Raw genomic sequence first — 25742 nt, forward strand, 5'->3', positions numbered from 1 at the left:
GCAGATGCAGATCGCCATCGTCCTCTTCGACCGCTTCACCGCCCTGGACGCCGTCGGCCCGTACGAGACCCTGGGCCGCCTCCCGGACGCGGAGACCGTCTTCGTGGCCGAGCGGACCGGCCCCGTGCGCACCGACACGGGCAACCTCGCCCTCACCGCCGACAAGACGCTCGCCGAGGTGCCGAGCCCCGACATCGTGGTCGTGCCCGGCGGGCCCGGGCAGACGCCGCAGATGGAGAACGCCACCCTGCTGGACTGGCTGCGCACCGCCGACGCCACCAGTACCTGGACGACGTCCGTGTGCACCGGCTCCCTGCTGCTCGCCGCGGCCGGACTCCTCGCGGGCCGCCGGGCGACCTCGCACTGGCTGGCGCTCGACTTCATGCGGACGTTCGGGGTCGAGCCGACGCAGGAGCGGGTCGTGTTCGACGGCAAGTACGTGACCTCGGCCGGCGTCTCCTCCGGCATCGACATGGGGCTGACCCTGCTCGGCCGGATCGCCGGCGACGAACACGCGCGGGCCGTACAGCTGTTGACGGAGTACGACCCGCAGCCGCCCTACGACTGCGGATCCCCGCGCAAGGCCCCGGCCCACCTGGTCGAGGAGTTCCGCTCCAAGAGCCGCTTCATCCTGACGTAGGCACGCTCCAGGTGAAGCGTGGCTGTCTGCGCTCCAGGAACGCGGCGACACCCTCGGCGGTGTCGCCGCTGCCGCGTGCCTGACCGGCCCAGTGGGCGTCCCGGTCGGTGCGCCCGTCCGCGAACTCCTTCGCCGCGGCCTGCGTCAGCTGCGAGCGGGAGACCAGGACCCGGGTGAACTCCGCGACCCGCTTGCCGAGTTCACCCGCGGGCAGCACCTCGTCCACCAGACCCGAGCGCAGTGCCCGTTCCGTGTCGATCAACTCCCCGGAGAACAGCAGGTACTTGGTCGTCGCCGGGCCCACCAGCGACACCAGCCGCCGGGTGGAGGACGCCGCGTACACGATCCCGAGCTTCGCGGGCGTCACCCCGAACAGCGCGCCCTCCTCGGCGAACCGCAGATCGCAGGCCGCCGCGAGCTGCGACCCGCCGCCCACACAGTGTCCGCGCACCGCCGCCAGCGTCGGCTTCGGGAAGGCCACGAGGGCCTCCTCGGCGCGCACCGCCAGCCCCTGCGCCTCCTGGGGCGACCCCTGGAGCGTGGAGATGTCGGCGCCCGCGCAGAACGTCCCGCCCTCACCGGCCAGCACCAGCGCCCGTACGTCCGGATCGGCCGCGAGCGCGTCGAGCAGCGGCGGCAGGGCACGCCACATCTCGGCGGTCATCGCGTTGCGCTTGGCCGGGTGGTGGATGACGACGGTGGCCACCGAGTCGGCGACACCGTGCAGCAGCTGGGGCTCCATGCGCCGGATGCTATCCAGACGCCGAGCAGCTGGGCGGAGAGGGTGGCCCAGGCCGTGCGGAACGAATCGGGCGAGGTCGCCGCCAAACGCGTACCGCCCGATTAGTTCACGAAGGCGACGTGAAGGGGACAAAAGTGGTCCCATGTCCGTCGCCGGAGTAAGTCAACGGTCGCAAACACTCGATACCCGCTGACTTCTGTTCAGGTCACCGGGCGGGGGAGCCGGTTCCCAACACTCAAGGTGTGGTGACAGTCGAGCGCAAGGGTGGCGACCGGACGATGGACGACCATGGGCGCGGGTCCGCCTCTCGCCCAGTAGACGGGGCGGACGAGCCCCTCGACCCCGGGCCGCCGGATCCGCTGCCGTACGAAGGCGTGTGGCGGTTCACCGCGCCCGCCGCCGACGCCTCCGTCCCGCAGGCGCGGCACGCCGTACGGGATCTGCTGTACCGCCAGGGCGTGCCGGTCTCGGAGGACCTGGCCCAGGGGGTGCTGCTGATCGTCTCGGAGCTGGTCACGAACGCCGTGCGGCACGCGGCGGTGCTGTCGCCGACGCTCGCCGTGGAGGTCGCCGTCGGCGCCGAGTGGTTGCGGGTGTCCGTGGAGGACAACCACCCCTACCGGCCGACCGCCCTGGAGACCGACCACGGTCGGACCAATGGCCGCGGCCTCCTGCTGGTGCGCGAGGTGACCCGGGAGGCGGGCGGGGTGTGCGATGTCGAGCACACCGCGAGTGGCGGCAAGGTGATCTGGGCCGCGCTGCCGCTCGGACCCGCGCCGCTGCGGTAGGGCCCGCTCACCAGCCGGCGGAGGGCCCCGTCAGCTCCCTGACCGCGGGCCGGGCCGCGTCCAGGACGGTCATGAACCAGGACGAGAAGGTGTCCTTCGCGTGCCGCTCGGCCAGCTCGGCGGGGGTCACGAAGGCCGTCTCGCCGACCTCCTCCGGGTCCGGCCGCGGCGAGGACTGCACCAGCCCGACGAAGAGGTGGTTGTACTCCTGCTCCACCAGGCCCGAGTCCGGGTCCGGGTGGTTGTAGCGGACCGTGCCCGCCTCGGCGAGCAGCGACGGGGAGACCCCGAGCTCCTCGTACGTCCGCCGGGCCGCCGCCGCGAAGGGGGCCTCGCCGGGATAGGGGTGCCCGCAGCAGGTGTTGGACCACACGCCGGGGGAGTGGTACTTGCCGAGCGCCCGCTGCTGGAGCAGCAGTCGGCCGCGCTCGTCGAAGAGGAAGACGGAGAAGGCGCGGTGCAGCTGTCCCGGCGGCTGGTGTGCGGCGAGCTTCTCCGCGGTGCCGATCGTCACACCGTTCTCGTCGACCAGTTCCAGCAAGATCGCGTCTGCGGTGCCGTTCGACGGAATGTGCGTCGCGGTGGCAGGTGTGATCGGCATACCCATCCTTCACTTCGGTCTTCGCGCCCCAAGTGTGCCGTACGAATACGACACTCCCGGCAGTGGTCGTGCCCGGCGCGGCGGCCACGGAATCGCTCGGGAGGGGCCTGTGGGCATGAGGGCACCAATGTGCACCGGATCGCTGCATTCCGTCAGAACGCGCATATCACCGGCCGAACTGGCGTTTTAGTGGCACAGCCGGGCCTCGTGCCGCGCGTGCCCGACCGGCTCCAGCTGGAAGGTGCAGTGCTCCACGTCGAAGTGGTCGCCGAGGCAGCCCTGGAGCTCGTGCAGCATCTTCTCGTGGCCGATCGCGTTGAGCACGTCGGAGCGCACCACCACATGGGCCGACAGCACCGGCATCCCGGAGGTGATCGTCCACGCGTGCAGGTCGTGGATGTCCTCGACGCCGTCCAGGGCCAGTACGTGGGCCCGGACCTCCGCGATGTCGACCCCCTTCGGGGCGGCCTCCAGCAGGACGTCGAGGGTCTCGCCCAGCAGCTTCCAGGTGCGCGGGACGATCATCAGGCCGATGACCAGGGAGGCGATCGGGTCGGCCGCCTGCCAGCCGGTGGTCAGGATCACCGCGGCCGAGATCAGCACCGCGAGTGAACCCAGCGCGTCAGCCGCGACCTCCAGGAACGCGCCGCGCACGTTCAGGCTGTCCTTCTGACCGCGCATCAGCAGCGTGAGAGAGATCATGTTCGCGACCAGACCGATCAGGCCGAACACGATGGTCAGTCCGCCCTCGGTGGCGGCGGGTGTGACGAACCGCTCGATGGCCTCGTACAGCACGTAGCCGCCGACTCCGAGCAGGAGCAGACAGTTGGCGAGCGCGGCGAGGATCTCCGCGCGGGCGTACCCGAAGGTGCGCCGGTCGCTCGGCGGCAGGTTGGCGAAGTGGATCGCCAGCAGTGCCATGCCCAGGCCCAGCGCGTCCGTCGCCATGTGGGCCGCGTCCGCGACCAGGGCTAGCGAGTCGGCGACCGCACCGCCGATGATCTCGACCACCATCACGGTGAGCGTGATCGACAGCGCGACCCGTAGCCGCCCGCGGTACGCCGCGGTCGCCGTGCCGCCGGCCGGCGGACCGTGCGTGTGCCCATGATCGTGCCCAGCCCCCATGAGAAGCGCCTCCTGTAGTCGGTCCGGGAACACAGTGAACTACGGGTGGGGGGTATCCGGCAACGCGGCACTGAACACCGTTGTCATGTGCCGTGACCTGCGGAAACGCTACGCAGGTCAGGCGGTGCGCCGACTCAGCGGCCGTGGCGCAGCAGCCATCCCCGCCACGCCGACTCGACCATCTCCTCCACCCCGCGCCGCGCCGTCCAGCCGAGCGCCTCGGCGGCCCGTGCGGCCGAGGCGACCGCGCGGGGCGCGTCCCCGGGGCGCCGGGCCTCGACGACGGGCGCCCGCCGGTCGCCGCTCACCTCGCCGATCACCGTGATCAGCTCGCGCACGGACACGCCCTCACCGCGCCCGATGTTGACGGTCAGATCCCCATGCGCGGCGTCCCCGGCCAGCCGCCGGGCCGCCGCGAGATGGGCCTCGGCCAGATCCGCGACGTGAATGTAGTCACGCACGCAGGTGCCGTCCGGCGTCGGATAGTCGTCGCCGAAGATGCGCGGGGCATCGTCGCGGGTGAGCCGGTCGAACACCATCGGGACGATGTTGAACACCCCGGTGTCGGCCAGCTCCGGCGCGGCGGCGCCGGCGACGTTGAAGTAGCGCAGGCACGTCGTCGCGATGCCGTGCGCCTCGCCCGCGGCCCGTACCAGCCACTCCCCGGCCAGCTTGGTCTCGCCGTACGGGTTCACCGGGGCGCACGCGGTTTCCTCCGTGATCAGGTCCACGTCGGGGTCGCCGTACACGGCGGCCGACGAGGAGAAGAGGAAACGCCTGATCCCGGCCTCGGCGACCGCCTCCAGGAGGGTGGCGAGACCGCCGACGTTCTCCCGGTAGTAGTGGGTCGGCCGGGCCACGGACTCGGCGACCTGCTTGCGTGCGGCGAGGTGCACCACCCCCGCCACCGCGTGCTCGGCGCACACCCGCTTCAGCAGGCCGGCGTCCAGCGACGACCCGTGCACGAGCGGAACGCCGTCGGGGAGTCGCGCGGGGACCCCGGCCGACAGGTCGTCCAGCACGAGGACGCGCTCGCCGGCCTCGGTCATGGCCCGTGCCACATGTGCCCCGATGTACCCGGCACCGCCGGTGATCAGCCAAGTCATGGTCGCCCACCCTATGCCTAGGCCCCCATGTCGGACGCAATGTCCCGGATGTCCGGTCTGTGGGCGCAAGTTTGTGGGCGGGCCCGCGATCCACGATGATGATCGCGGCGAAGGCCGGGGGAGACGACGTTGATCGGCGCCTGAACGGGCGGTGAACGTGGTCTTCCGGGCATCCGATAGCCTCAGCCGACATGCCGCCCGCCTGGTAAAGCCACGCGACGCCACAGGGCGCCCCCACCATGCACATGCCCGGCGCCCGCGCGTCGGCACCCAGGGAGTGAGTTCGGTTGTCGACCGCCATCCTCACCGGTCAGCCGGTCCCCGGATCGTCGATCGAGGGCGATCTGCGGTCCCTCGGTTTCGACGTTCGGATCGCCTCGGACGCCGCTGAGGCCGAGACCCTCCTCGCCCAGGTCCCCGGTGACCAGCGGGTCGCCGTGGTCGACGCCCGCTTCGTTGGCCACGTGCACGCGCTGCGCCTCGGTCTCACCGATCCCCGCTTCCCACTCGCCGCGGTCGCGGGTGCCGTGACCGCCCAGCCGGCCGGCCGCCAGGCCCTGACCCGGGCGGTGGCGCGCGAGAACTCCGCGGGCGGCGGTACGGCCCTCGCCGTGGACAGCCTTGCCGACCGCATCGTCACCGCACTCGACGCCGATGGCACCGCCGTGCACCGCCCCGAACTCGGCCGCCTGGTCGCCGCCGTGCCCGTCGATCCGCAGGCCGGCAACGAGGCCCGGCAGGCCGTCGCCGCCGTCGACGACGAGGCGATACGCCTCAAGTCGGCCGTGAAGGCCCGCGACGGCTTCTTCACCACCTACTTCATCAGCCCGTACTCCCGCTACATCGCCCGCTGGTGCGCCCGCCGAGGCCTGACCCCGAACCAGGTCACCACCGCCTCCCTGCTCACCGCCCTGATAGCCGCGGGCTGCGCGGCCACCGGCACACGGGGCGGCTTCGTCGCGGCGGGCGTGCTGCTGATCGCGTCCTTCGTCCTGGACTGCACCGACGGCCAGCTCGCCCGCTACTCCCTCCAGTACTCCACCCTCGGCGCCTGGCTGGACGCCACCTTCGACCGGGCCAAGGAGTACGCCTACTACGCGGGCCTCGCCCTTGGAGCAGCCCGGGGCGGCGACGACGTATGGGCACTGGCCCTGGGCGCCATGGTCCTGCAGACCTGCCGGCACGTCGTGGACTTCTCCTTCAACGAGGCGAACCACGACGCCACCGCGCTCGGTAAATTGTCGCTGGCCAGCCCCACGGCGGCCCTCTCCGACAAGCTCGACAGCGTCGGCTGGACGGTGTGGATACGGCGGATGATCGTCCTGCCGATCGGTGAGCGCTGGGCGATGATCGCCGTTCTGACGGCGGTGACCACTCCTCGTATCACCTTCTACGCGCTGCTCATCGGCTGCGCGTTCGCGGCTACCTACACCACCGCGGGCCGGGTGCTGCGGTCGCTGACCCGCAAGGCACAGCGCACGGACCGGGCGGCGCAGGCGCTGGCGGACCTCGCGGACAACGGGCCGCTCGCCTACCTCGTGGCACGTGCCACACGCGCCCGGCTCGGCGCCCCGCTGCTGGTGGCACTGGCGGGGACGGCCGTCCTCGCCGTGGCCCTCTTCTCCGGGGTGACCTGGGCGCCGGTCGCGGGTGCCGTCGTGTACACCGTCGCTGCCGGCCAGGCGCTGTACCGCCCCCTCAAGGGCTCCCTCGACTGGCTCGTCCCCCCGCTCTTCCGGGCGGCCGAATACGGCACCGTCCTGATCCTGGCGGCCGAGGCGGACGTGCAAGGGGCCCTTCCTGCGGCTTTCGGCCTGGTGTCGGCCGTCGCCTACCATCACTACGACACGGTGTACCGCATCCGCGGCGACGCCGGAGCACCCCCGGCCTGGCTGGTGCGCGTCATCGGGGGGCACGAAGGGCGGACGCTGCTCGTCGCCGTCCTGGCCGCGGTGCTCACCGCCTCGCAGTTCACGGTCGCGCTCACGGTCCTCGCCGTGGCCATCGCCCTGGTGGTGCTCGTCGAGAGCATTCGTTTCTGGGTGGCTGCCCACAAGGGTGGCGCGCCCGCCGTACACGATGAAGGAGAACCCGCATGATCGGCCTCGTGCTGGCGGCCGGCGCCGGACGGCGTCTGCGCCCCTACACCGACAGCCTTCCCAAGGCGCTGGTGCCGGTGGGGCCCGCGGGCATAGAGGGCGAACCGACGGTCCTGGACCTGACCCTCGGCAACTTCGCCGAGATCGGTCTGACCGAGGTCGCGATCATCGTCGGCTACCGCAAGGAGGCCGTGTACGACCGCAAGGCGGCCCTCGAGGAGAAGTACGGCCTCAAGCTCACCCTGATCGACAACGACAAGGCCGAGGAGTGGAACAACGCCTACTCCCTGTGGTGCGGACGGGACGCCCTCAAGGACGGCGTGATCCTCGCCAACGGCGACACCGTCCACCCGGTCTCCGTCGAGAGGACGCTGCTCGCCGCCCGCGGCGACGGCAAGAAGATCATCCTCGCCCTGGACACGGTGAAGTCCCTCGCGGACGAGGAGATGAAGGTCGTCGTCGATCCCGCCAAGGGCATGACGAAGATCACCAAGCTGATGGACCCGGCCGAGGCGACCGGCGAGTACATCGGCGTCACCCTCATCGAGGGGGACGCCGCCCCCGAACTGGCCGACGCGCTCAAGACGGTCTGGGAGACCGACCCGCAGCAGTTCTACGAGCACGGCTACCAGGAACTCGTGAACCGCGGCTTCCGTATCGACGTTGCGCCGATCGGCGACGTCAAGTGGGTGGAGATCGACAACCACGACGATCTCGCCCGCGGACGGGAGATCGCGTGCCAGTACTGACCCGGCTCATTCCCTCCCCGCTCGTCGTCGACATCCGCCCGGGTGCCCTCGACGACCTGGGGTGCGTCCTCGCCGATGAGCGCATCTCGCACTCCGGCAAGCTCGCGATCGCCGTCAGCGGCGGCTCGGGCGCCAGGCTGCGGGAGCGGATTGCCCCCACCCTGCCCGGCGCCACCTGGTACGAGGTCGGCGGCGGCACGATCGACGACGCGGTCCGGCTGGCGAGCGACATAAAGGCCGGCCACTACGACGCGGTCGTCGGTCTCGGCGGCGGGAAGATCATCGACTGCGCCAAGTTCGCGGCGGCACGCGTCGGCCTCCCCATGGTCGCCGTGGCCACCAACCTCGCTCACGACGGCCTGTGTTCACCGGTCGCGACCCTCGACAACGACGCGGGCAGCGGCTCGTACGGTGTGCCGAACCCGATCGCGGTGGTCATCGACCTGAACGTGATCCGTGAGGCGCCCGTCCGCTTCGTGCGCTCCGGCATCGGCGACGTCATCTCCAACATCTCCGCGGTCGCCGACTGGGAGCTCGCCAACCGCGTCAACGGTGAGAAGGTCGACGGCCTCGCCGCGGCGATGGCCCGCCAGGCCGGCGAGTCGGTGCTCCGGCACCCGGGCGGCATCGGGGACAACGGCTTCCTCCAGGTACTCGCCGAGGCGTTGGTCCTCAGCGGTATCGCCATGTCCGTCTCCGGTGACTCGAGGCCGTGCTCCGGGGCCTGCCACGAGATCCACCACGCCTTCGACGTGCTCCACCCCAAGCGGGCCGCCGCCCACGGCGAACAGTGCGGACTCGGCGCGGCCTTCGCGATGTACCTGCGCGGAGCCCACGAGGAGTCGGCCTACATGGCCACGGTGCTGCGCCGGCACGGGCTGCCGGTGCTGCCGGAGGAGATCGGCTTCACCGCGGACGAGTTCGTCCATGTCGTGGAGTACGCCCCTCGGACCCGGCCCGGCCGGTACACGATCCTCGAACACCTCGACCTCAAGACCGAACAGATCAAGGACATCTACGCCGACTATGTCAAGGCCATCGGTAGCTGAACTACGACCGGTCGTCCACCCCGCGGGGGTGAAGGACCGGCGCAGCGGTGAGCACTGGATGGGGCGCCTCTACATGCGTGAGGTGTCCCTGCGGGTCGACCGCTACCTGGTGAACACCAGGGTCACGCCCAACCAGCTCACGTACCTGATGACCGTCTGCGGTGTCCTCGCGGCCCCGGCGCTCCTGGTGCCGGGGATCCCGGGGGCCGTGCTCGGCGTGGTCATGGTCCAGCTGTATCTGCTGCTGGACTGCGTCGACGGCGAGATCGCACGCTGGAAGAAGCAGTACTCCCTCAACGGCGTCTACCTGGACCGGGTCGGCGCCTATCTGACCGACGCCGCGGTGCTCGTCGGCTTCGGTCTGCGCGCCGCCGACCTGTGGGGCTCCGGGCGGATCGACTGGCTGTGGGCCTTCCTCGGCACGCTGGCCGCGCTCGGCGCGATCCTGATCAAGGCCGAGACCGACCTGGTCGGCGTGGCCCGCCACCAGGGCGGGCTGCCGCCGGTCAAGGAGGCCGCGTCCGAGCCGCGTTCCTCCGGGATGCAGTTGGCCCGCAAGGCCGCCGCCGCGCTGAAGTTCCACCGGCTGGTGCTCGGTATCGAGGCGTCCCTGCTGATCCTCGTCCTGGCGATCGTCGACCAGGCGCGCGGCGACCTGTTCTTCACCCGGCTCGGCGTCGCCGTGCTGGCCGGCATCGCCCTGCTCCAGACCCTGCTGCACCTCGTGTCCATCCTCGTGTCGAGCAGGCTGCGATGAACGCGGGCCTGAAGGTCGGCGCGGTGATCATCACCATGGGCAACCGCCCCGACGAGCTGCGCGCCCTGCTCGACTCGGTCGCCAAGCAGGACGGCGACCGGGTCGAGGTGGTCGTGGTCGGCAACGGCTCGCCCGTCCCGGACGTCCCCGAGGGCGTCCGGACCATCGAGCTGCCGGAGAACCTCGGCATCCCCGGCGGCCGCAACGTCGGCATCGAGGCCTTCGGCCCCGGCGGCGGCGACACCGACATCCTGATGTTCCTGGACGACGACGGCCTCCTCGCCGGCCACGACACCGCCGAGCTGTGCCGAGAGGCCTTCGCGGCCGACCCCAAGCTCGGCATCATCAGCTTCCGCATCGCCGACCCCGACACCGGGGACACCCAGCGCCGCCACGTCCCGCGTCTGCGCGCCGCCGACCCGATGCGCTCCTCCCGGGTCACCACCTTCCTCGGCGGCGCCAACGCCGTACGTACGAAGGTCTTCGCCGAAGTCGGCGGACTGCCGGACGAGTTCTTCTACGCACACGAGGAAACCGACCTGGCATGGCGGGCCCTCGACGCGGGCTGGATGATCGACTACCGGTCCGACATGGTGCTGTACCACCCGACGACCGCGCCCTCGCGGCACGCGGTCTACCACCGCATGGTCGCCCGTAACCGCGTCTGGCTCGCCCGCCGGAACCTGCCCGCGCTCCTGATCCCCGTCTACCTGGGCGTCTGGATGCTGCTCACCCTGCTGCGGCGCCCCTCGCGGTCCGCCCTGAAGGCGTGGTTCGGCGGATTCCGGGAAGGCTGGAGCACGCCGTGCGGGCCGCGCAGGGCCATGAAGTGGCGTACCGTGTGGCGGCTGACTCGACTGGGCCGGCCCCCCGTCATCTGACAAGCTCGTATCCGACAGCAACCGGGCCGTACCGAGGCCCCGGGCCCGCACCGGGCCCCTCGGCCCATGGCATGCCCGCACAGGCTGCGCATCTCGAACACGAAAGTTTCCACTAGTGAGTGAGACAACGCACGACGGCACGGTCGCGGTGAGCGCGCCCGCGCCCGCCGACGAGGGCCTCACGGCGGCACAGCTCGCCGCCAAGCACGGACTGACCGTGAGCGGCGCCCGGCCCTCCCTCGTCGAGTACGTCCGCCAGCTCCGGGACCGGCGCCACTTCATCCTCGCGTTCTCGCGGGCGAAGCTGACGGCCCAGTACAGCCAGGCCAAGCTCGGGCAGCTGTGGCAGGTGGCCACCCCGCTGCTGAACGCGGCCGTGTACTTCTTCATCTTCGGCGTCATCCTGGACGCCGGGCGTGGCATGCCGCGGGACGTGTACATCCCGTTCCTGGTCACGGGCGTGTTCGTGTTCACGTTCACCCAGAGCTCGGTGATGGCGGGCGTCCGCGCGATCTCCGGCAACCTCGGGCTGGTCCGCGCGCTCCACTTCCCGCGCGCCTCGCTGCCGGTCTCCTTCGCGCTGCAGCAGCTCCAGCAACTGCTGTTCTCGATGATCGTGGTGTTCGTGGTGGTGATCGCCTTCGGCAGCTACCCGGACCTGTCCTGGATGCTGATCGTCCCGGTGCTCGCCCTGCAGTTCCTCTTCAACACCGGCCTGTCGCTGATCATGGCCCGCGCGGGCGCCAAGACCCCCGACCTCGCCCAGCTGATGCCGTTCGTGATGCGTACCTGGATGTACGCGTCCGGCGTGATGTTCTCCATCAAGATCATGCTGGAGGACAAGCCGGCCTGGATCGCGAACGTCCTGCAGTGGAACCCGGCCGCGATCTACATGGACCTGATGCGCTTCGCCCTCATCGAGGGCTACGGCTCCGAGAACCTGCCCGACCACGTGTGGGCGGCCGCGGGCGGCTGGGCCGTGCTCTTCGCGCTCGGCGGCTTCGTGTACTTCTGGAAGGCGGAGGAGAGGTACGGCCGTGGCTGAGAACATCGAGGACGCGCGAATCCCCACCGTCATCGCGGACGAGCTGCACATCGTCTACCGCGTCAACGGCGCCAAGACCGGCAAGGGCAGTGCCACCGCGGCCCTCAGTCGCATCGTCAAGCGCGGCGAGGAGCGCGGGGTGCGCAAGGTGCACGCCGTCAAGGGCGTCTCCTTCGTCGCCTACCGCGGCGAGGCCGTCGGCCTGATCGGCTCCAACGGCTCCGGCAAGTCGACCCTGCTCCGTGCCATCGCCGGCCTGCTGCCCGCCGAGAAGGGCAAGGTCTACACCGACGGCCAGCCCTCCCTGCTCGGCGTCAACGCGGCCCTGATGAACGACCTCACCGGCGAGCGGAACGTCATACTGGGCGGGCTGGCCATGGGAATGTCCCGCGAGCAGATCAAGGAGCGCTACCAGGAGATCGTCGACTTCTCCGGCATCAACGAGAAGGGCGACTTCATCACCCTCCCGATGCGCACCTATTCCTCCGGAATGGCAGCCCGTCTCCGCTTCTCCATCGCCGCCGCCAAGGACCACGACGTCCTCATGATCGACGAGGCGCTGGCCACCGGCGACCGCAAGTTCCAGAAGCGCTCCGAGGAGCGCATCCGGGAGCTGCGCAAGGAGGCCGGCACGGTGTTTCTCGTCAGCCACAACAACAAGTCGATCCGTGACACCTGCAATCGCGTCCTGTGGCTGGAGCGCGGCGAGCTGCGCATGGACGGTCCGACCGACGAGGTCCTCAAGGAGTACGAGAAGTTCACGGGCAAATAGCCCACACGCACCCGGGCGAAAGAGACCGTCCCGCTTCCCAGGGCCCCGCCGGAACTGCTCCGGCGGCCCTCCGCGTCTGCAAAGGAAACGTCAACTTCGGCCCGTCTTGGGAATCTTGGGACCAATCGGTGTGTTGTTGTGATGTGCAGGACTCCCCAGTGAACCGCGCCGCGTTGTACAACGTAAGCTGTACCGGTCCCGAAACGCGGCAAGTGGGGCGATAATGCACGACACCTTGCGCCAGGGCCACCGTGCGAACGGTCGGGCGGCGTGTCCGAAATAGTGCGCATTGGGTCGGCGGTGTAGAACGGGAGATGTGACGGCAATGGCTACGGAAACTCCCCAGCTCCACGCAGCGTGTGCCGTCCCCGCTCAGGGCAGCCGGCGATGACGGGAACCGGCGCGATCCGCCCCGGCACGGCGGAACGGGGCACGCTCGACAAGGCCGCCGCGGAGAACTTTCCCGTGGCCCCCTTCTTTCTGCCCCGAGCCTGGCGAACCGACCTCATGGCCGTCTACGGCTTCGCCCGTCTGGTCGACGACATCGGTGACGGCGACCTCGCACCCGGTGGCGCCGACGCCCGTCTGCTCGGCGTGTCGCCCGCGGTGGCCGAGGACAGGATGACACTGCTGGACGCCTTCGAAGCCGACCTTGGCCGCGTCTTCGACTCCACCCCGCGCCACCCCCTGTTGCGCCGTCTCCAGCCGACCGTCCGCCGCCACGCGCTGACCCCCGCCCCCTTCCTCGGCCTGATCGCCGCGAACCGCCAGGACCAGTCGGTCGCGCGCTACGAGACCTACGACGACCTCCTCGCGTACTGCGAGCTGTCCGCCAACCCCGTCGGCCGCCTGGTCCTCGCCGTCACCGGCACCTCGACCCCCGAGCGGATCCGCCGCTCCGACGCGATCTGCACGGCCCTGCAGATCGTCGAACACCTCCAGGACGTCGCCGAGGACCTCGGTCGCGACCGTGTCTACCTGCCCGCCGAGGACATGAAGCGCTTTCACGTCGAGGAAACGGATCTCGCCACGAAAACCGGGGGCGCGTCGGTGCGCGCGCTGGTTGCATACGAAGCGCAACGCGCCCGCGACCTCCTGAATGAAGGCGCCCCCCTCGTGGGTAGCGTCCACGGCAGGTTGAAGCTGCTGCTCGCAGGGTTCGTGGCGGGAGGAAGGGCGGCGCTCCGAGCGATCGCCGCCGCCGAATACGACGTACTTCCCGGCCCGCCCAAGCCCGGCAAGCTCCAACTGCTGCGCGAGGTGGGCGTCACTCTGCGAGGAGAGGGGTGATCCGGACCGTGGAGTCGGAACCACACGTGTCCGCACCGGTACTCGCCGCCTACAGCTACTGCGAGACCGTCACGGGGCAGCAGGCCCGTAACTTCGCGTACGGCATCAGGCTGCTGCCGACGCCCAAGCGGCGTGCGATGTCGGCGCTGTACGCGTTCTCCCGGCGCGTCGACGACATCGGCGACGGCGCGCTGCCGGACGAGGTCAAGAGCGAGAGACTCGACGACACCCGGGCGATGTTGGCCCGGGTCCGCGACGGCGGGGTCGACGAGGACGACACCGATCCCGTCGCGGTCGCCCTCGCCCACGCCGCCGATGTCTTCCCCATCCCGCTCGGCGGCCTGGACGAGCTGATCGACGGCGTGCTGAGGGACGTGCACGGCGAGACCTACGAGACCTGGGACGACCTGAAGGTGTACTGCCGCTGCGTGGCGGGCGCCATCGGGCGACTGTCGCTCGGGGTGTTCGGTACGGAATCAGGGGCGCGCGGCGTGGAACGCGCCCCGGAGTACGCCGACACGCTCGGACTCGCGCTCCAGCTCACCAACATCCTGCGGGACATCCGCGAGGACGCCGAGGGCGGGCGTACCTATCTGCCCGCAGACGACCTCGCCAAGTTCGGCTGCTCGGCCGGCTTCAAGGGGCCGAAACCACCGGAGGGCGCGGACTTCGCGGGCCTCGTGCACTTCGAAGTGCGTCGGGCCCGCGCCCTTTTCGCCGAGGGCTACCGGCTGCTCCCCATGCTCGACCGGCGCAGCGGCGCCTGTGTCGCCGCCATGGCCGGCATCTACCGCCGCCTCCTGGACCGGATCGAGCGCGACCCGGAAGCCGTGCTGCGCGGCCGGGTCTCGCTGCCCGGGCGGGAGAAGGCGTTTGTGGCCGTGCGTGGCCTGTCCGGCCTGGACGCCCGGCATGTGACCCGTATGACCGTCAGGAGGCGCGCCTGATGGACAATCCGGTCCAAGGTGATGCCACCGGTGAAAAGCGACACGCAACCCTCCGGTGGGCTACGGCGTCCCTGACTGCGACGACTGGCCGTGCACCGTTCGACCTGTACGGCGGCCGAGCACGGGAGGGGGCACGATGACCGACGGCACGCGTTCCGACGAGCCGCTCGCGGCCCCGCCTGGACACTCCGGGTCGAACGCCGTCGTGGTCGGCGGCGGACTCGCCGGGATCACCGCCGCGCTCGCGCTCGCCGACGCCGGGATCCGGGTGACGTTGCTCGAAGGCCGGCCACGCCTGGGCGGGCTCGCCTTCTCCTTCCAGCGCGACGGACTGACCGTCGACAACGGACAGCACGTCTACCTGCGCTGCTGCACCGCCTACCGCTGGTTCCTGGACCGGATCGATGGCGCGGCGCTGGCCCCGCTGCAGGATCGTCTCGACGTGCCCGTACTCGACGTCGACAGGCCCGAAGGGCGGCGGCTCGGCAGGCTGCGGCGCGACGCGCTGCCGGTGCCCCTGCATCTGGGGCGCAGCCTCGCCACGTATCCGCATCTCTCGCTCGCCGAACGTGCCAAGGTCGGGCGTGCCGCGCTCGCGCTCAAGGGGCTCGACCTCGCCGATCCGGCCCTGGACGCCCAGGACTTCGGCAGCTGGCTGACCGCGCACGGTCAGTCGGCGCGTGCCGTCGAGGCCCTGTGGGACCTGGTCGGGGTCGCCACCCTCAACGCGGTCGCGGGCGACGCCTCGCTCGGGCTCGCCGCGATGGTGTTCAAGACCGGCCTGCTGTCCGACCCGGGCGCGGCCGACATCGGATGGGCGCACGTCCCGCTGGGCGAACTGCATGACCGGCTGGCCCGCAAGGCGCTCGACTCCGCGGGCGTGCGTACCGAGGTCCGAACACGCGTCACCTCCATCTCTACTGACGAGAACGGGACTTGGAGCGTTCAGGTTCCCGGCGAAACGCTTCGGACGGACGCGGTCGTCCTCGCCGTACCGCAGCGCGAGGCCCACGATCTGCTGCCCGGCGGGGCGCTCGACGACCCCGAACGGCTGCTGAGGATCGGCACGGCGCCGATCCTCAACGTCCATGTCGTCTACGACCGGAAGGTGCTGGACACACCGTTCTTCGCGGCCCTCGGCACCCCGGTGCAGTGGGTGTTCGACCGGACCGGGGCATCCGGGCTGCGGCAAGGGCAGTACCTGGCTCTCTCGCAGTCGGCCGCACGCGACGAGATCGACGAGCCGGTCGCGGTCCTGCGCGAGCGCTATCTGCCCGAGCTGGAACGGCTGCTGCCCCGCACCCGGGGTGCCGAGGTGCGGGACTTCTTCGTGACCAGGGAGCGTACGGCGACGTTCGCGCCCACCCCCGGCGTCGGGCGGCTCAGGCCCGGCGCCCGCACCAAGGCACCCGGCCTCTACCTGGCCGGAGCGTGGACCGCCACAGGGTGGCCCGCGACCATGGAGAGTGCGGTCCGCAGCGGAGTGAGCGCGGCGGACGCCGCGCTCGGAGCTCTGGGCCGGCCCCGTCCCCGCCGTCTCTTCGCGTTCGAGGAGGCGGCCCACCGCATCGTCCCGGGGGGCAACCCCCAGGCCCCCGGCCGACAACCGGAGGGGACCGGCGTCTCACTGCGAGGTGAGGCCCGGTGAAGGTCGATCAGCACGGCACGGCAGGTCCCCGCACCTCCGGTACCGCGACAAGAGGAGAGACTGTGCCCACTGTGCCCCCGGCCGAGACGGCCGCTCGGAGGACCGCGGTGGACGTGACCGCGCTTCTGGAGCGCGGCCGGACCCTGGCCACACCGGTGCTGCGGGCGGCCGTGGACCGCCTGGCCCCTCCCATGGACACCGTCGCCGCCTACCACTTCGGCTGGATCGACGCCCAGGGCAACCCCGCGGACGGCGACGGCGGCAAAGCCGTACGGCCCGCCCTCGCGGTGCTCTCCGCCGAGGTCACCGGCGCCGCGCCCGAGACCGGCATCCCCGGCGCGGTCGCCGTCGAGCTGGTCCACAACTTCTCCCTGTTGCACGACGACCTGATGGACGGCGACGAACAGCGCCGCCACCGCGACACCGTCTGGAAGGTGCACGGCCCCGCCCAGGCCATCCTGGTCGGTGACGCCCTGTTCGCCCTCGCCAACGAGGTCCTCCTGGAACTCGGCACGGCCGAGGCGGCCCGCGCCACCCGCCGCCTCACCACCGCCACCCGCGCGCTGATCGACGGGCAGGCGCAGGACATCTCCTACGAGCACCGCGACCGCGTCAGTGTCGAGGAGTGCCTGGAGATGGAGGGCAACAAGACGGGCGCCCTGCTGGCCTGCGCCAGTTCCATCGGAGCGGTGCTCGGCGGCGCGGACGACCGCACCGCCGACGCGCTGGAGAAGTACGGCTACCACCTCGGCCTCGCCTTCCAGGCCGTCGACGACCTCCTCGGCATCTGGGGCGACCCGGTGTCGACCGGCAAGCAGACCTGGAGCGATCTGCGCCAGCGCAAGAAGTCCCTGCCGGTCGTGGCCGCGCTCGCGGCGAGCGGTGCCGCCGCCGAGCGGCTCGGCGAGCTCCTCGCCGCCGACGCCAAGAGCAGCGACTTCGAGAACTTCTCCGAGGAGGAGTTCGCGGCCCGCGCCGCCCTCATCGAGGACGCGGGCGGCCGCGAGTGGACGGCCGAAGAAGCCCGCCGTCAGCACACCATCGCCATCGGGGCCCTGGACGCCGTTGACATGCCCGACCGGGTACGGGCGCGGTTCACGGCGCTGGCCGACTTCGTCGTCGTACGAAAGAGATGATCACTATCGGTCGAATAGCCCTCGCGTAGTCGCCGGCCGGTGTTGCGAGGAGAAGCGCACCGGCCGACGGCGGACCCACAGCAGACGCACCGTATGCACACTGCACGAAGGGGAAGCCATGACAGCGACGACCGACGGAAGCACCGGGGCCCTGCCGCCCCGCGCTGCCTCGGCCAGCGAAACCACCACGATCTCCGTGACGGCGGGGGTACGGGACGCCGCCGTACGCGCCGCACAGCGATCCACCGACTTCCTGCTGTCCCGACAGGACGCCGAGGGCTGGTGGAAGGGCGACCTGGAGACCAACGTCACGATGGACGCCGAGGACCTGCTGCTGCGGCAGTTCCTGGGCATCCGCGACGAGAGGACGACCCAGGCCGCCGCGCTCTTCGTCCGCGGCGAACAGCGCGAGGACGGTTCCTGGGCGAGCTTCTACGGCGGGCCGGGCGAACTCTCCACCACCATCGAGGCGTACGTCGCCCTCCGGCTCGCCGGGGACGCACCCGACGCCCCGCACATGGCGAAGGCCTCCGCCTGGATCCGCGAGCGCGGCGGAATCGCCGCCGCCCGGGTCTTCACCCGGATCTGGCTGGCCCTGTTCGGCTGGTGGAAGTGGGAGGACCTGCCCGAACTCCCGCCGGAGCTGATCTACTTCCCCACCTGGGTACCGCTCAACATCTACGACTTCGGGTGCTGGGCCCGGCAGACCATCGTCCCGCTGACGATCGTCTCCGCGAAGCGGCCGGTGCGCCCCGCGCCCTTCCCGCTCGACGAACTGCACACCGACCCGGCCGTCCCCAACCCACCCAAGCCCCGGGCGCCCGTGGCGAGTTGGGACGGCGCCTTCCAGAGACTCGACAGGGCCCTGCACGCGCTGCGCAGGGTCGCACCGCGCAAGCTGCGCAAGGCGGCGATGAACTCCGCCGCCCGCTGGATCATCGAGCGGCAGGAGAACGACGGCTGCTGGGGAGGCATCCAACCGCCGGCCGTGTACTCGGTGATCGCCCTGCACCTGCTCGGGTACGACCTCGAACACCCCGTGATGCGCGCGGGACTCGAGTCGCTGGACCGGTTCGCCGTCTGGCGCGAGGACGGGGCCCGGATGATCGAGGCCTGCCAGTCGCCGGTCTGGGACACCTGCCTCGCGACCATCGCGCTCGCCGACGCGGGGGTGCCCGCCGATCACCCCCAACTGGTCAAGGCCGCCGACTGGATGCTCGGCGAACAGATCGTCCGGCCCGGAGACTGGTCGGTGAAACGACCCCAACTCCCGCCGGGCGGCTGGGCGTTCGAGTTCCACAACGACAACTACCCGGACATCGACGACACCGCCGAGGTCGTTCTCGCGCTGCGCCGGGTCAAGCACCACGACCCGGAGCGGGTGGAGAACGCCATCGGGCGCGGGGTGCGCTGGAACCTCGGCATGCAGTCCAGGAACGGCGCGTGGGGCGCCTTCGACGTCGACAACACCAGCCCGTTCCCCAACCGGCTGCCGTTCTGCGACTTCGGGGAGGTCATCGACCCGCCGTCTGCCGACGTCACCGCGCACGTGGTGGAGATGCTGGCCGTCGAGGGGCTCTCGCACGATCCGCGCACCCGGCGCGGCATCGAGTGGCTGCTCGCCGAACAGGAGCCGGACGGCTCGTGGTTCGGACGGTGGGGCGTCAACTACGTCTACGGCACCGGATCGGTGGTGCCCGCCCTGGCCGCGGCCGGCCTCCCCGCCTCCCACCCGGCGATCCGACGGGCGGTGGCCTGGTTGGAGAAGGTGCAGAACGACGACGGCGGCTGGGGCGAGGACCTGCGCTCCTACCAGCACGTCAAGGACTGGAGCGGACGGGGCGCCTCCACCGCCTCGCAGACCGGATGGGCGCTGATGGCGCTGCTGGCGGCGGGGGAGCGGGACTCCAAAGCCGTCGAGCGTGGCGTCGAATGGCTCGCGAGCACCCAGCGGGAGGACGGTTCCTGGGACGAGCCGTACTTCACCGGCACCGGCTTCCCCTGGGACTTCTCGATCAACTACCACCTCTACCGACAGGTGTTCCCGCTCACCGCCCTCGGCCGGTACGTCCACGGAGAGCCGTTCTCCGGGGCCGGAGCCGGCTGATGAGCACCCAGCCCGCTTCGGCCCCGCTGCTGATCGCCTGCGCGCTCGGCATCGAGCACCTCGCCCTGCGCAGCGGCGACCGCGGCGGCGCCGACGGGCCGGTCACCGTGCTGCGCACCGGCATGGGACCGAAGGCGGCCGAGCGGGCCGTCACCCGACTGCTGGCGGACCCCGCGCTCGACGGGGCCGCCGTCCTGGCCACGGGCTTCTGCGCCGGGCTGGCCCCCGGTATGCACCCCGGTGACCTGGTCGTCGCCGAGGAGACCCGGGATCCGCGCGGCGCCGTGCCGTGCGTCGGCACCGACCTGCTCGTGAAGGAGCTGGTACGGGCCCTTCCCGGGCGCACCGTCCACACCGGACCGCTCACCGGTTCCGATCACGTCGTCCGCGGTCACGAACGGTCGGATCTGCTCGCGACCGGAGCGATCGCGGTCGACATGGAGTCCGCGGCCACGCTCCTGAGCGCCGTGCATTCGGGCGAGCGCCCGGTTGCGGCCGTCCGGGTGGTCGTGGACGCTCCAGAACATGAACTCGTCCGGATCGGCACGGTGCGCGGTGGAATATCAGCTTTCCGTGTACTTCGCTCGGTCCTTCCCGCTTTCTATGAATGGCACCGTTCCTTGCTGCTCCCCAGGAGGTGAGCCAGATGGCCATGCCGCTGCGTCAGTCCATCAAGGTCGCTACATACTTGGCTGAACAAAAGCTTCGCAAGCGGGACAAGTTCCCTCTCATCGTGGAGCTGGAACCCCTCTTCGCGTGCAATCTCAAGTGCGAGGGCTGCGGCAAGATCCAGCACCCGGCCGGGGTACTGAAGCAGCGGATGCCGGTGGCGCAGGCCGTCGGGGCTGTTCTGGAGTCCGGTGCGCCGATGGTGTCCATCGCCGGCGGTGAGCCGCTGATGCACCCTCAGATCGATGAGATCACACGGCAGTTGGTGGCGAAGAAGAAGTACGTCTTCCTCTGCACCAACGCCATGCTGCTCCGCAAGAAGATGGACAACTTCAAGCCCTCTCCCTACTTCGCCTTCGCCGTGCACATCGACGGGCTGCGGGAGCGGCACGACGAGTCGGTGGCGAAGGAGGGTGTGTTCGACGAGGCCGTGGAGGCGATCAAGGAGGCCAAGCGGCGGGGCTTCAGGGTCACCACCAACTCGACCTTCTTCAACACCGACACCCCGCAGACCATCGTCGAGGTGCTCAACTTCCTCAACGACGACCTCAAGGTCGACGAGATGATGATCTCGCCCGCCTACGCCTACGAGAAGGCGCCCGACCAGGAGCACTTCCTGGGCGTGGAGCAGACCCGCGAACTGTTCAAGAAGGCCTTCTCGGGCGGCAATCGGCGCCGCTGGCGGCTCAACCACTCCCCGCTCTTCCTGGACTTCCTGGAGGGCAAGGTCGACTTCCCGTGCACGGCGTGGGCGATCCCGAACTACTCGCTCTTCGGCTGGCAGCGGCCCTGCTACCTGATGAGCGACGGGTACGTGCCGACGTACCGCGAACTCATCGAGGAGACCGACTGGGACAAGTACGGCCGCGGCAAGGACCCGCGGTGCGCCAACTGCATGGCGCACTGCGGCTACGAGCCCACCGCCGTGCTGGCCACCATGGGGTCGCTCAAGGAGTCGCTGCGGGCCATGCGCGAGACCGTCAACGGAAACCGCGGGTAGCGCCGTGACCGCCGTTTCCCTGGGCGTCCCCGAGGTGCCGGTCCGGCCGATCGCCGAGCGGCGCGCGTCGCGGCGGATCCAGGTCGGGCCGGTGGCGGTCGGGGGCGGGGCCCCGGTGTCGGTGCAGTCGATGACGACGACCCGTACGTCCGATGTCGGCGCCACCCTTCAGCAGATCGCGGAACTCACCGCGTCCGGCTGCCAGATCGTCCGCGTCGCCTGCCCCACGCAGGACGACGCGGACGCCCTCGCGACGATCGCGCGCAAGTCGCAGATCCCGGTGATCGCCGACATCCACTTCCAGCCGAAGTACGTGTTCGCCGCGATCGAGGCCGGCTGCGCGGCCGTGCGGGTCAATCCCGGCAACATCAAGCAGTTCGACGACAAGGTGAAGGAGATCGCGCGAGCGGCCAAGGGGCACGGCACCCCGATCCGGATCGGGGTCAACGCCGGATCGCTGGACCAGCGGCTGCTGCGGAAGTACGGCAAGGCGACCCCCGAGGCGCTCGTGGAGTCCGCCCTGTGGGAGGCCTCGCTCTTCGAGGAACACGGCTTCCGGGACATCAAGATCTCGGTGAAGCACAACGACCCCGTGGTGATGGTCAACGCCTACACACTGCTGGCGGAACAGTGCGACTACCCGCTGCACCTGGGGGTCACCGAGGCCGGCCCCGCCTTCCAGGGGACGATCAAGTCGGCGGTGGCCTTCGGGGCGCTGCTCAGCCGGGGCATCGGCGACACCATCCGGGTGTCCCTGAGCGCACCGCCCGTCGAGGAGGTCAAGGTCGGCATCCAGATCCTGGAGTCGCTGAACCTCAGGCAGCGGCGGCTGGAGATCGTGTCGTGTCCGTCCTGCGGGCGGGCCCAGGTCGACGTCTACAAACTGGCCGACCAGGTCACGGCGGGCCTGGAGGGCATGGAGGTGCCGCTCAGGGTCGCCGTCATGGGCTGTGTGGTGAACGGCCCGGGCGAGGCGCGGGAGGCCGACCTGGGCGTCGCCTCCGGCAACGGCAAGGGGCAGATCTTCGTGAAGGGCGAGGTCATCAAGACCGTCCCCGAGTCGAAGATCGTGGAGACCCTGATCGAAGAGGCGATGAAGATCGCCGAACAGATGGAGCAGGACGGCGTCGCCTCGGGGGAGCCGGCCGTCACCGTGAGCTGAACAGCACGGACCGATAGGGGGCCTGACGTGACGATTCTGGAGAACATCCGGGGACCACGTGACCTGAAGGCGCTGTCCGAGGCGGAACTCGGCGAACTGTCAGAAGAGATAAGGGAGTTCCTGGTGCACGCGGTCGCCAGGACCGGCGGACACCTCGGGCCCAACCTGGGCGTGGTGGAACTGACCATCGCGCTCCACCGGGTCTTCGAGTCACCGGTCGACCGCATCCTGTGGGACACCGGTCACCAGAGCTATGTGCACAAGCTGCTGACAGGTCGTCAGGACTTCTCCAAACTGCGCGGCAAGGGCGGCCTGTCCGGTTACCCCTCGCGCGAGGAGTCCGAGCACGACGTCATCGAGAACAGCCACGCCTCCACCGCGCTCGGCTGGGCCGACGGACTCGCCAAGGCCCGCCAGGTGCAGGGCGAGGAGGGGCATGTCGTCGCGGTCATCGGCGACGGCGCGCTGACCGGCGGCATGGCCTGGGAGGCGCTCAACAACATCGCGGCCGCCAAGGACCGGCCGCTGATCATCGTCGTCAACGACAACGAGCGGTCCTACGCGCCGACCATCGGCGGCCTCGCCAACCACCTGGCCACGCTGCGCACGACCGACGGCTACGAGAAGGTCCTGGCCTGGGGGAAGGATGTACTGCTGCGGACCCCGCTGGTCGGTAACACCGTCTACGAGTCGCTGCACGGCGCCAAGAAGGGCTTCAAGGACGCCTTCGCCCCGCAGGGCATGTTCGAGGACCTCGGCCTCAAGTACGTCGGCCCGATCGACGGCCACGACCTCAAGGCCGTCGAGTCGGCGCTCAGGCGCGCCAAACGCTTCCACGGGCCGGTGCTGGTGCACTGCCTCACCGAGAAGGGGCGCGGCTACGAACCCGCCCTGGCGCACGAGGAGGATCACTTCCACACCGTCGGAGTGATGGACCCGCTCACCTGTGAGCCGCTCACGCCGACCAAGGGGCCGTCCTGGACCTCTGTGTTCGGCGACGAGATGGTGCGGATCGGCGAGGAGCGGGACGACGTCGTGGCGATCACGGCGGCCATGCTGCACCCGGTGGGGCTCGGCACGTTCGCGGCCCGCTTCCCCGACCGGGTGTGGGACGTGGGCATCGCCGAGCAGCACGCGGCCGTCTCCGCGGCCGGCCTCGCCACGGGCGGACTGCATCCGGTCGTCGCCGTGTACGCGACGTTCCTGAACCGCGCCTTCGACCAGCTCCTGATGGATGTCGCCCTGCACCGCTGCGGCGTCACGTTCGTGCTGGACCGTGCCGGGGTGACGGGCGTCGACGGGCCCTCCCACAACGGGATGTGGGACATGTCGATCCTCCAGGTCGTGCCGGGCCTCAGGATCGCCGCGCCGCGCGACGCCGAGCAGTTGGCGGCCCAGCTCCGGGAGGCCGTCGCGGTGGACGACGCGCCGACACTGGTCCGCTTCCCGAAGGAGTCGGTGGGACCGCTGATCCCGGCGGTCGACCGGGTGGGCGGCATGGACGTCCTGCACCGCGCGGACCGTCCCGAGGTGCTCCTGGTCGCCGTGGGCGTGATGGCACCCGTCTGCCTCCAGGCCGCCGAGCTGCTGGAGGCCCGGGGCATTGGCTGCACCGTCGTCGACCCCCGTTGGGTCAAGCCCGTCGACCCGGCGCTTCCCGGCCTCGCCGCCGCGCACCATCTGGTCGCCGTCGTCGAGGACAACAGCCGCGCCTCCGGCGTGGGCGCAGCGGTGGCGCTCGCCCTGGGTGACGCCGAAGTCGACGTCCCCGTACGGCGGTTCGGCATCCCGGAGCAGTTCCTCGCGCACGCCAAGCGGGGCGAGGTGCTCGCCGACATCGGCCTCACTCCTGTCGAGGTCGCCGGACGGATCGGCGCGAGTCTGGCCGTCAAGGCAGCGATCCTGCCCGCCCAGAACGCGGGTCCGGCCGTCCAGGAACCCTCGTCCAGGGCAGAACAGGGACCGTCGTCCAGGGCGAAGAAGGAAGCGCCGTCCAAGGAGAAACAGGAATGACAACCGCGGAATCCGCGTCGCCCTCCTCGGCTGCCGGGAAGTTCGACCTCGGCGCGTTGCTGGCCGAGCGCGGAGCCGAGCGCTACGAGCTGCACGCCAAGTACCTGAACCACCAGCTCCCGCGCATGCTGCACACCATCGGCTTCGACAAGGTCTACGAGCGGGGTGAGGGCGCCCACTTCTGGGACGCGGACGGCAACGACTACCTGGACATGCTCGCCGGCTTCGGGGTGATGGGTCTGGGCCGCCACCACCCCGTCGTCCGCAAGGCGCTGCACGACGTCCTGGACGCCCAGCTCGCCGACCTGACCCGCTTCGACTGTCAGCCGCTGCCCGGGCTGCTGGCCGAGAAGCTGCTCGGCCACAGTCCGCACCTGGACCGGGTGTTCTTCGGCAACAGCGGGACGGAGGCGGTCGAGACCGCGCTGAAGTTCGCCCGCTACGCCACCGGGAAACCCAGGATCCTGTACTGCGACCACGCCTTCCACGGCCTGACCACCGGATCGTTGTCGGTCAACGGCGAGGACGGCTTCCGGGACGGCTTCGCCCCGCTGCTGCCCGACACGGCCGTCCCGCTCGGTGATCTCGACGCCCTGGCACGGGAGTTGAAGAAGGGCGACGTCGCCGCGCTGGTCGTCGAACCCATCCAGGGCAAGGGCGTGCACGAGGCACCACCGGGCTATCTGCGGGCCGCCCAGGAACTGCTGCACCGGCACAAGGCGCTGCTCATCGTCGACGAGGTGCAGACGGGACTGGGACGCACCGGCGACTTCTACGCCTACCAGCACGAGGAGGGCGTCGAACCCGACCTGGTGTGCGTGGCCAAGGCGCTGTCGGGCGGTTATGTGCCGGTCGGCGCCACCCTCGGCAAGGACTGGATCTTCAGGAAGGTCTACTCGTCCATGGACCGGGTGCTGGTCCACTCGGCGAGCTTCGGGTCAAACGCGCAGGCCATGGCGGCGGGACTGGCCGTGCTGTCCGTCATGGAGAACGAGCAGACCGTCGCCGGCGCCCGGGCCACCGGCGACCTGCTGAAGTCCCGGCTCTCGGCGCTGGTCGACACGTACGAGCTGCTCGCCGACGTCCGCGGCCGGGGCCTGATGATCGGCATCGAGTTCGGAAAGCCCAAGTCACTGAAGCTGCGCAGTCGCTGGACCATGCTGCAGGCCGCACGCAAGGGACTGTTCGCGCAGATGGTGGTCGTCCCGCTGCTGCAACGCCACCGCATCCTCACCCAGGTCTCCGGCGACCACCTGGAGGTGATCAAGCTGATCCCGCCGCTGGTCATCGGGGAGGAGGACGTGAACCGGTTCGTGGACGCCTTCACGGACGTGATGGACGACGCGCACAGCGGCGGCGGGCTGATGTGGGACTTCGGCAAGACGCTGATCAAGCAGGCGGTGGCCAACCGATAGA

The 25742-nt window shown here is 70.4% G+C and carries 24 protein-coding genes; 20 read left to right on the top strand and 4 right to left on the bottom strand.

Annotation, left to right across the window (positions count from 1 at the left end; genetic code table 11):
* Positions 1 to 4 precede the first annotated feature (4 nt).
* Positions 5 to 640, top strand: coding sequence for a DJ-1/PfpI family protein (locus OHA64_RS40920; protein WP_405622192.1), 636 nt, complete (start codon positions 5 to 7; stop codon positions 638 to 640).
* Here OHA64_RS40920 and OHA64_RS40925 read toward each other — a convergent pair.
* A complete protein-coding gene (locus OHA64_RS40925; RefSeq protein WP_405622194.1) occupies positions 627 to 1382 on the bottom strand; it encodes an enoyl-CoA hydratase/isomerase family protein in 756 nt (251 codons plus the stop codon). The two genes, OHA64_RS40920 and OHA64_RS40925, sit on opposite strands and share 14 nt — an antisense overlap.
* A gap of 278 nt (positions 1383 to 1660) precedes the next feature.
* Between OHA64_RS40925 and OHA64_RS40930 the strand changes: the two genes are divergently transcribed.
* Complete coding sequence (locus OHA64_RS40930) at positions 1661 to 2170, top strand: ATP-binding protein (RefSeq protein ID WP_405624323.1); 510 nt, start codon at positions 1661 to 1663, stop codon at positions 2168 to 2170.
* A gap of 7 nt (positions 2171 to 2177) precedes the next feature.
* Here the strand turns inward: OHA64_RS40930 and idi are convergent, their stop codons facing one another.
* The 3 genes from idi to galE form a co-directional block, all read right to left on the bottom strand.
* A complete protein-coding gene (idi, locus tag OHA64_RS40935) occupies positions 2178 to 2771 on the bottom strand; it encodes an isopentenyl-diphosphate Delta-isomerase (RefSeq protein ID WP_405622196.1) in 594 nt (197 codons plus the stop codon).
* A gap of 186 nt (positions 2772 to 2957) precedes the next feature.
* Complete coding sequence (locus OHA64_RS40940) at positions 2958 to 3896, bottom strand: cation diffusion facilitator family transporter (protein ID WP_405622198.1); 939 nt, start codon at positions 3894 to 3896, stop codon at positions 2958 to 2960.
* A gap of 134 nt (positions 3897 to 4030) precedes the next feature.
* Positions 4031 to 5002 carry a UDP-glucose 4-epimerase GalE gene (gene galE, locus OHA64_RS40945; RefSeq protein WP_405622200.1) on the bottom strand — a complete coding sequence of 324 codons (972 nt, stop codon included), beginning with the start codon at positions 5000 to 5002 and terminating at the stop codon, positions 4031 to 4033.
* 287 nt (positions 5003 to 5289) lie between these two features.
* Here galE and OHA64_RS40950 point away from each other — a divergent pair, with 287 nt between their 5' ends.
* The 18 genes from OHA64_RS40950 to OHA64_RS41035 all read left to right on the top strand — a co-directional run bounded on the left by OHA64_RS40950 (position 5290) and on the right by OHA64_RS41035 (position 25741).
* Complete coding sequence (locus OHA64_RS40950; protein ID WP_405622202.1) at positions 5290 to 7101, top strand: DUF5941 domain-containing protein; 1812 nt, start codon at positions 5290 to 5292, stop codon at positions 7099 to 7101.
* The gene (locus OHA64_RS40955) at positions 7098 to 7850 is read left to right on the top strand and encodes a sugar phosphate nucleotidyltransferase (RefSeq protein ID WP_405622204.1); all 753 of its coding nucleotides are present in this window, start codon (positions 7098 to 7100) and stop codon (positions 7848 to 7850) included. Before OHA64_RS40950 ends, OHA64_RS40955 begins: the two co-directional genes overlap by 4 nt.
* Positions 7838 to 8899: an iron-containing alcohol dehydrogenase family protein gene (locus tag OHA64_RS40960; protein ID WP_405622206.1), complete on the top strand. Its 1062-nt coding sequence runs from the start codon at positions 7838 to 7840 to the stop codon at positions 8897 to 8899. Before OHA64_RS40955 ends, OHA64_RS40960 begins: the two co-directional genes overlap by 13 nt.
* On the top strand, positions 8877 to 9656 hold the full coding sequence (locus OHA64_RS40965) for a CDP-alcohol phosphatidyltransferase family protein (RefSeq protein WP_405622208.1): 780 nt from the start codon (positions 8877 to 8879) through the stop codon (positions 9654 to 9656). Before OHA64_RS40960 ends, OHA64_RS40965 begins: the two co-directional genes overlap by 23 nt.
* Complete coding sequence (locus tag OHA64_RS40970) at positions 9653 to 10537, top strand: glycosyltransferase family 2 protein (protein WP_405622209.1); 885 nt, start codon at positions 9653 to 9655, stop codon at positions 10535 to 10537. Before OHA64_RS40965 ends, OHA64_RS40970 begins: the two co-directional genes overlap by 4 nt.
* A 115-nt stretch (positions 10538 to 10652) precedes the next feature.
* Positions 10653 to 11582, top strand: coding sequence for an ABC transporter permease (locus OHA64_RS40975; protein ID WP_405622211.1), 930 nt, complete (start codon positions 10653 to 10655; stop codon positions 11580 to 11582).
* Positions 11575 to 12354 carry an ABC transporter ATP-binding protein gene (locus OHA64_RS40980; protein ID WP_405622213.1) on the top strand — a complete coding sequence of 260 codons (780 nt, stop codon included), beginning with the start codon at positions 11575 to 11577 and terminating at the stop codon, positions 12352 to 12354. Before OHA64_RS40975 ends, OHA64_RS40980 begins: the two co-directional genes overlap by 8 nt.
* 387 nt (positions 12355 to 12741) lie before the next feature.
* On the top strand, positions 12742 to 13644 hold the full coding sequence (hpnC, locus tag OHA64_RS40985; protein ID WP_405622215.1) for a squalene synthase HpnC: 903 nt from the start codon (positions 12742 to 12744) through the stop codon (positions 13642 to 13644).
* Complete coding sequence (gene hpnD, locus OHA64_RS40990; RefSeq protein WP_405622217.1) at positions 13641 to 14591, top strand: presqualene diphosphate synthase HpnD; 951 nt, start codon at positions 13641 to 13643, stop codon at positions 14589 to 14591. The genes hpnC and hpnD overlap by 4 nt, the downstream gene beginning before the upstream one ends.
* Complete coding sequence (locus tag OHA64_RS40995; protein WP_405622219.1) at positions 14591 to 14731, top strand: DUF6380 family protein; 141 nt, start codon at positions 14591 to 14593, stop codon at positions 14729 to 14731. Before hpnD ends, OHA64_RS40995 begins: the two co-directional genes overlap by 1 nt.
* A complete protein-coding gene (gene hpnE, locus OHA64_RS41000) occupies positions 14728 to 16239 on the top strand; it encodes a hydroxysqualene dehydroxylase HpnE (protein ID WP_405622221.1) in 1512 nt (503 codons plus the stop codon). The genes OHA64_RS40995 and hpnE overlap by 4 nt, the downstream gene beginning before the upstream one ends.
* A gap of 71 nt (positions 16240 to 16310) precedes the next feature.
* Complete coding sequence (locus OHA64_RS41005; protein WP_405624324.1) at positions 16311 to 17375, top strand: polyprenyl synthetase family protein; 1065 nt, start codon at positions 16311 to 16313, stop codon at positions 17373 to 17375.
* A 118-nt stretch (positions 17376 to 17493) separates the two neighbouring features.
* Positions 17494 to 19482 (top strand): squalene--hopene cyclase, encoded by a 1989-nt coding sequence (gene shc, locus OHA64_RS41010; protein WP_405622223.1) that lies wholly within the window; start codon positions 17494 to 17496, stop codon positions 19480 to 19482.
* Positions 19482 to 20123 (top strand): 1-hydroxy-2-methyl-2-butenyl 4-diphosphate reductase, encoded by a 642-nt coding sequence (locus OHA64_RS41015; protein ID WP_405622225.1) that lies wholly within the window; start codon positions 19482 to 19484, stop codon positions 20121 to 20123. Before shc ends, OHA64_RS41015 begins: the two co-directional genes overlap by 1 nt.
* Positions 20124 to 20128: 5 nt before the next feature.
* Entirely contained in the window at positions 20129 to 21151 is a 1023-nt protein-coding gene (gene hpnH / locus OHA64_RS41020; protein ID WP_405622227.1) for an adenosyl-hopene transferase HpnH, read from the top strand.
* Positions 21152 to 21155: 4 nt separating this feature from the next.
* A complete protein-coding gene (gene ispG / locus OHA64_RS41025) occupies positions 21156 to 22313 on the top strand; it encodes a flavodoxin-dependent (E)-4-hydroxy-3-methylbut-2-enyl-diphosphate synthase (RefSeq protein WP_405622229.1) in 1158 nt (385 codons plus the stop codon).
* Positions 22314 to 22340: 27 nt separating this feature from the next.
* The gene (gene dxs / locus OHA64_RS41030) at positions 22341 to 24326 is read left to right on the top strand and encodes a 1-deoxy-D-xylulose-5-phosphate synthase (RefSeq protein ID WP_405622231.1); all 1986 of its coding nucleotides are present in this window, start codon (positions 22341 to 22343) and stop codon (positions 24324 to 24326) included.
* Positions 24323 to 25741, top strand: coding sequence for an aspartate aminotransferase family protein (locus OHA64_RS41035; RefSeq protein ID WP_405622233.1), 1419 nt, complete (start codon positions 24323 to 24325; stop codon positions 25739 to 25741). The genes dxs and OHA64_RS41035 overlap by 4 nt, the downstream gene beginning before the upstream one ends.
* Position 25742 lies beyond the last annotated feature (1 nt).

The sequence above is a fragment of the Streptomyces sp. NBC_00076 genome (assembly GCF_045041235.1).
Lineage (GTDB): Bacteria > Actinomycetota > Actinomycetes > Streptomycetales > Streptomycetaceae > Streptomyces.

What these genes read in the sequence shown, in the direction of transcription:
- OHA64_RS41015 (WP_405622225.1), top strand. Translation starts at nt 19,482, where the DNA reads ATGAGCACCCAGCCCGCTTCGGCCCCGCTGCTGATCGCCTGCGCGCTC.
- OHA64_RS40970 (WP_405622209.1), top strand. Translation starts at nt 9,653, where the DNA reads ATGAACGCGGGCCTGAAGGTCGGCGCGGTGATCATCACCATGGGCAAC.
- OHA64_RS40965 (WP_405622208.1), top strand. Translation starts at nt 8,877, where the DNA reads ATGTCAAGGCCATCGGTAGCTGAACTACGACCGGTCGTCCACCCCGCG.
- galE (WP_405622200.1), bottom strand. Translation starts at nt 5,002, where the DNA reads ATGACTTGGCTGATCACCGGCGGTGCCGGGTACATCGGGGCACATGTG.
- hpnE (WP_405622221.1), top strand. Translation starts at nt 14,728, where the DNA reads ATGACCGACGGCACGCGTTCCGACGAGCCGCTCGCGGCCCCGCCTGGA.
- OHA64_RS40920 (WP_405622192.1), top strand. Translation starts at nt 5, where the DNA reads ATGCAGATCGCCATCGTCCTCTTCGACCGCTTCACCGCCCTGGACGCC.
- OHA64_RS41035 (WP_405622233.1), top strand. Translation starts at nt 24,323, where the DNA reads ATGACAACCGCGGAATCCGCGTCGCCCTCCTCGGCTGCCGGGAAGTTC.
- OHA64_RS40930 (WP_405624323.1), top strand. Translation starts at nt 1,661, where the DNA reads ATGGACGACCATGGGCGCGGGTCCGCCTCTCGCCCAGTAGACGGGGCG.
- hpnH (WP_405622227.1), top strand. Translation starts at nt 20,129, where the DNA reads ATGGCCATGCCGCTGCGTCAGTCCATCAAGGTCGCTACATACTTGGCT.
- OHA64_RS40940 (WP_405622198.1), bottom strand. Translation starts at nt 3,896, where the DNA reads ATGGGGGCTGGGCACGATCATGGGCACACGCACGGTCCGCCGGCCGGC.
- idi (WP_405622196.1), bottom strand. Translation starts at nt 2,771, where the DNA reads ATGCCGATCACACCTGCCACCGCGACGCACATTCCGTCGAACGGCACC.
- OHA64_RS40995 (WP_405622219.1), top strand. Translation starts at nt 14,591, where the DNA reads ATGGACAATCCGGTCCAAGGTGATGCCACCGGTGAAAAGCGACACGCA.
- hpnC (WP_405622215.1), top strand. Translation starts at nt 12,742, where the DNA reads ATGACGGGAACCGGCGCGATCCGCCCCGGCACGGCGGAACGGGGCACG.
- OHA64_RS40955 (WP_405622204.1), top strand. Translation starts at nt 7,098, where the DNA reads ATGATCGGCCTCGTGCTGGCGGCCGGCGCCGGACGGCGTCTGCGCCCC.
- OHA64_RS40925 (WP_405622194.1), bottom strand. Translation starts at nt 1,382, where the DNA reads ATGGAGCCCCAGCTGCTGCACGGTGTCGCCGACTCGGTGGCCACCGTC.
- shc (WP_405622223.1), top strand. Translation starts at nt 17,494, where the DNA reads ATGACAGCGACGACCGACGGAAGCACCGGGGCCCTGCCGCCCCGCGCT.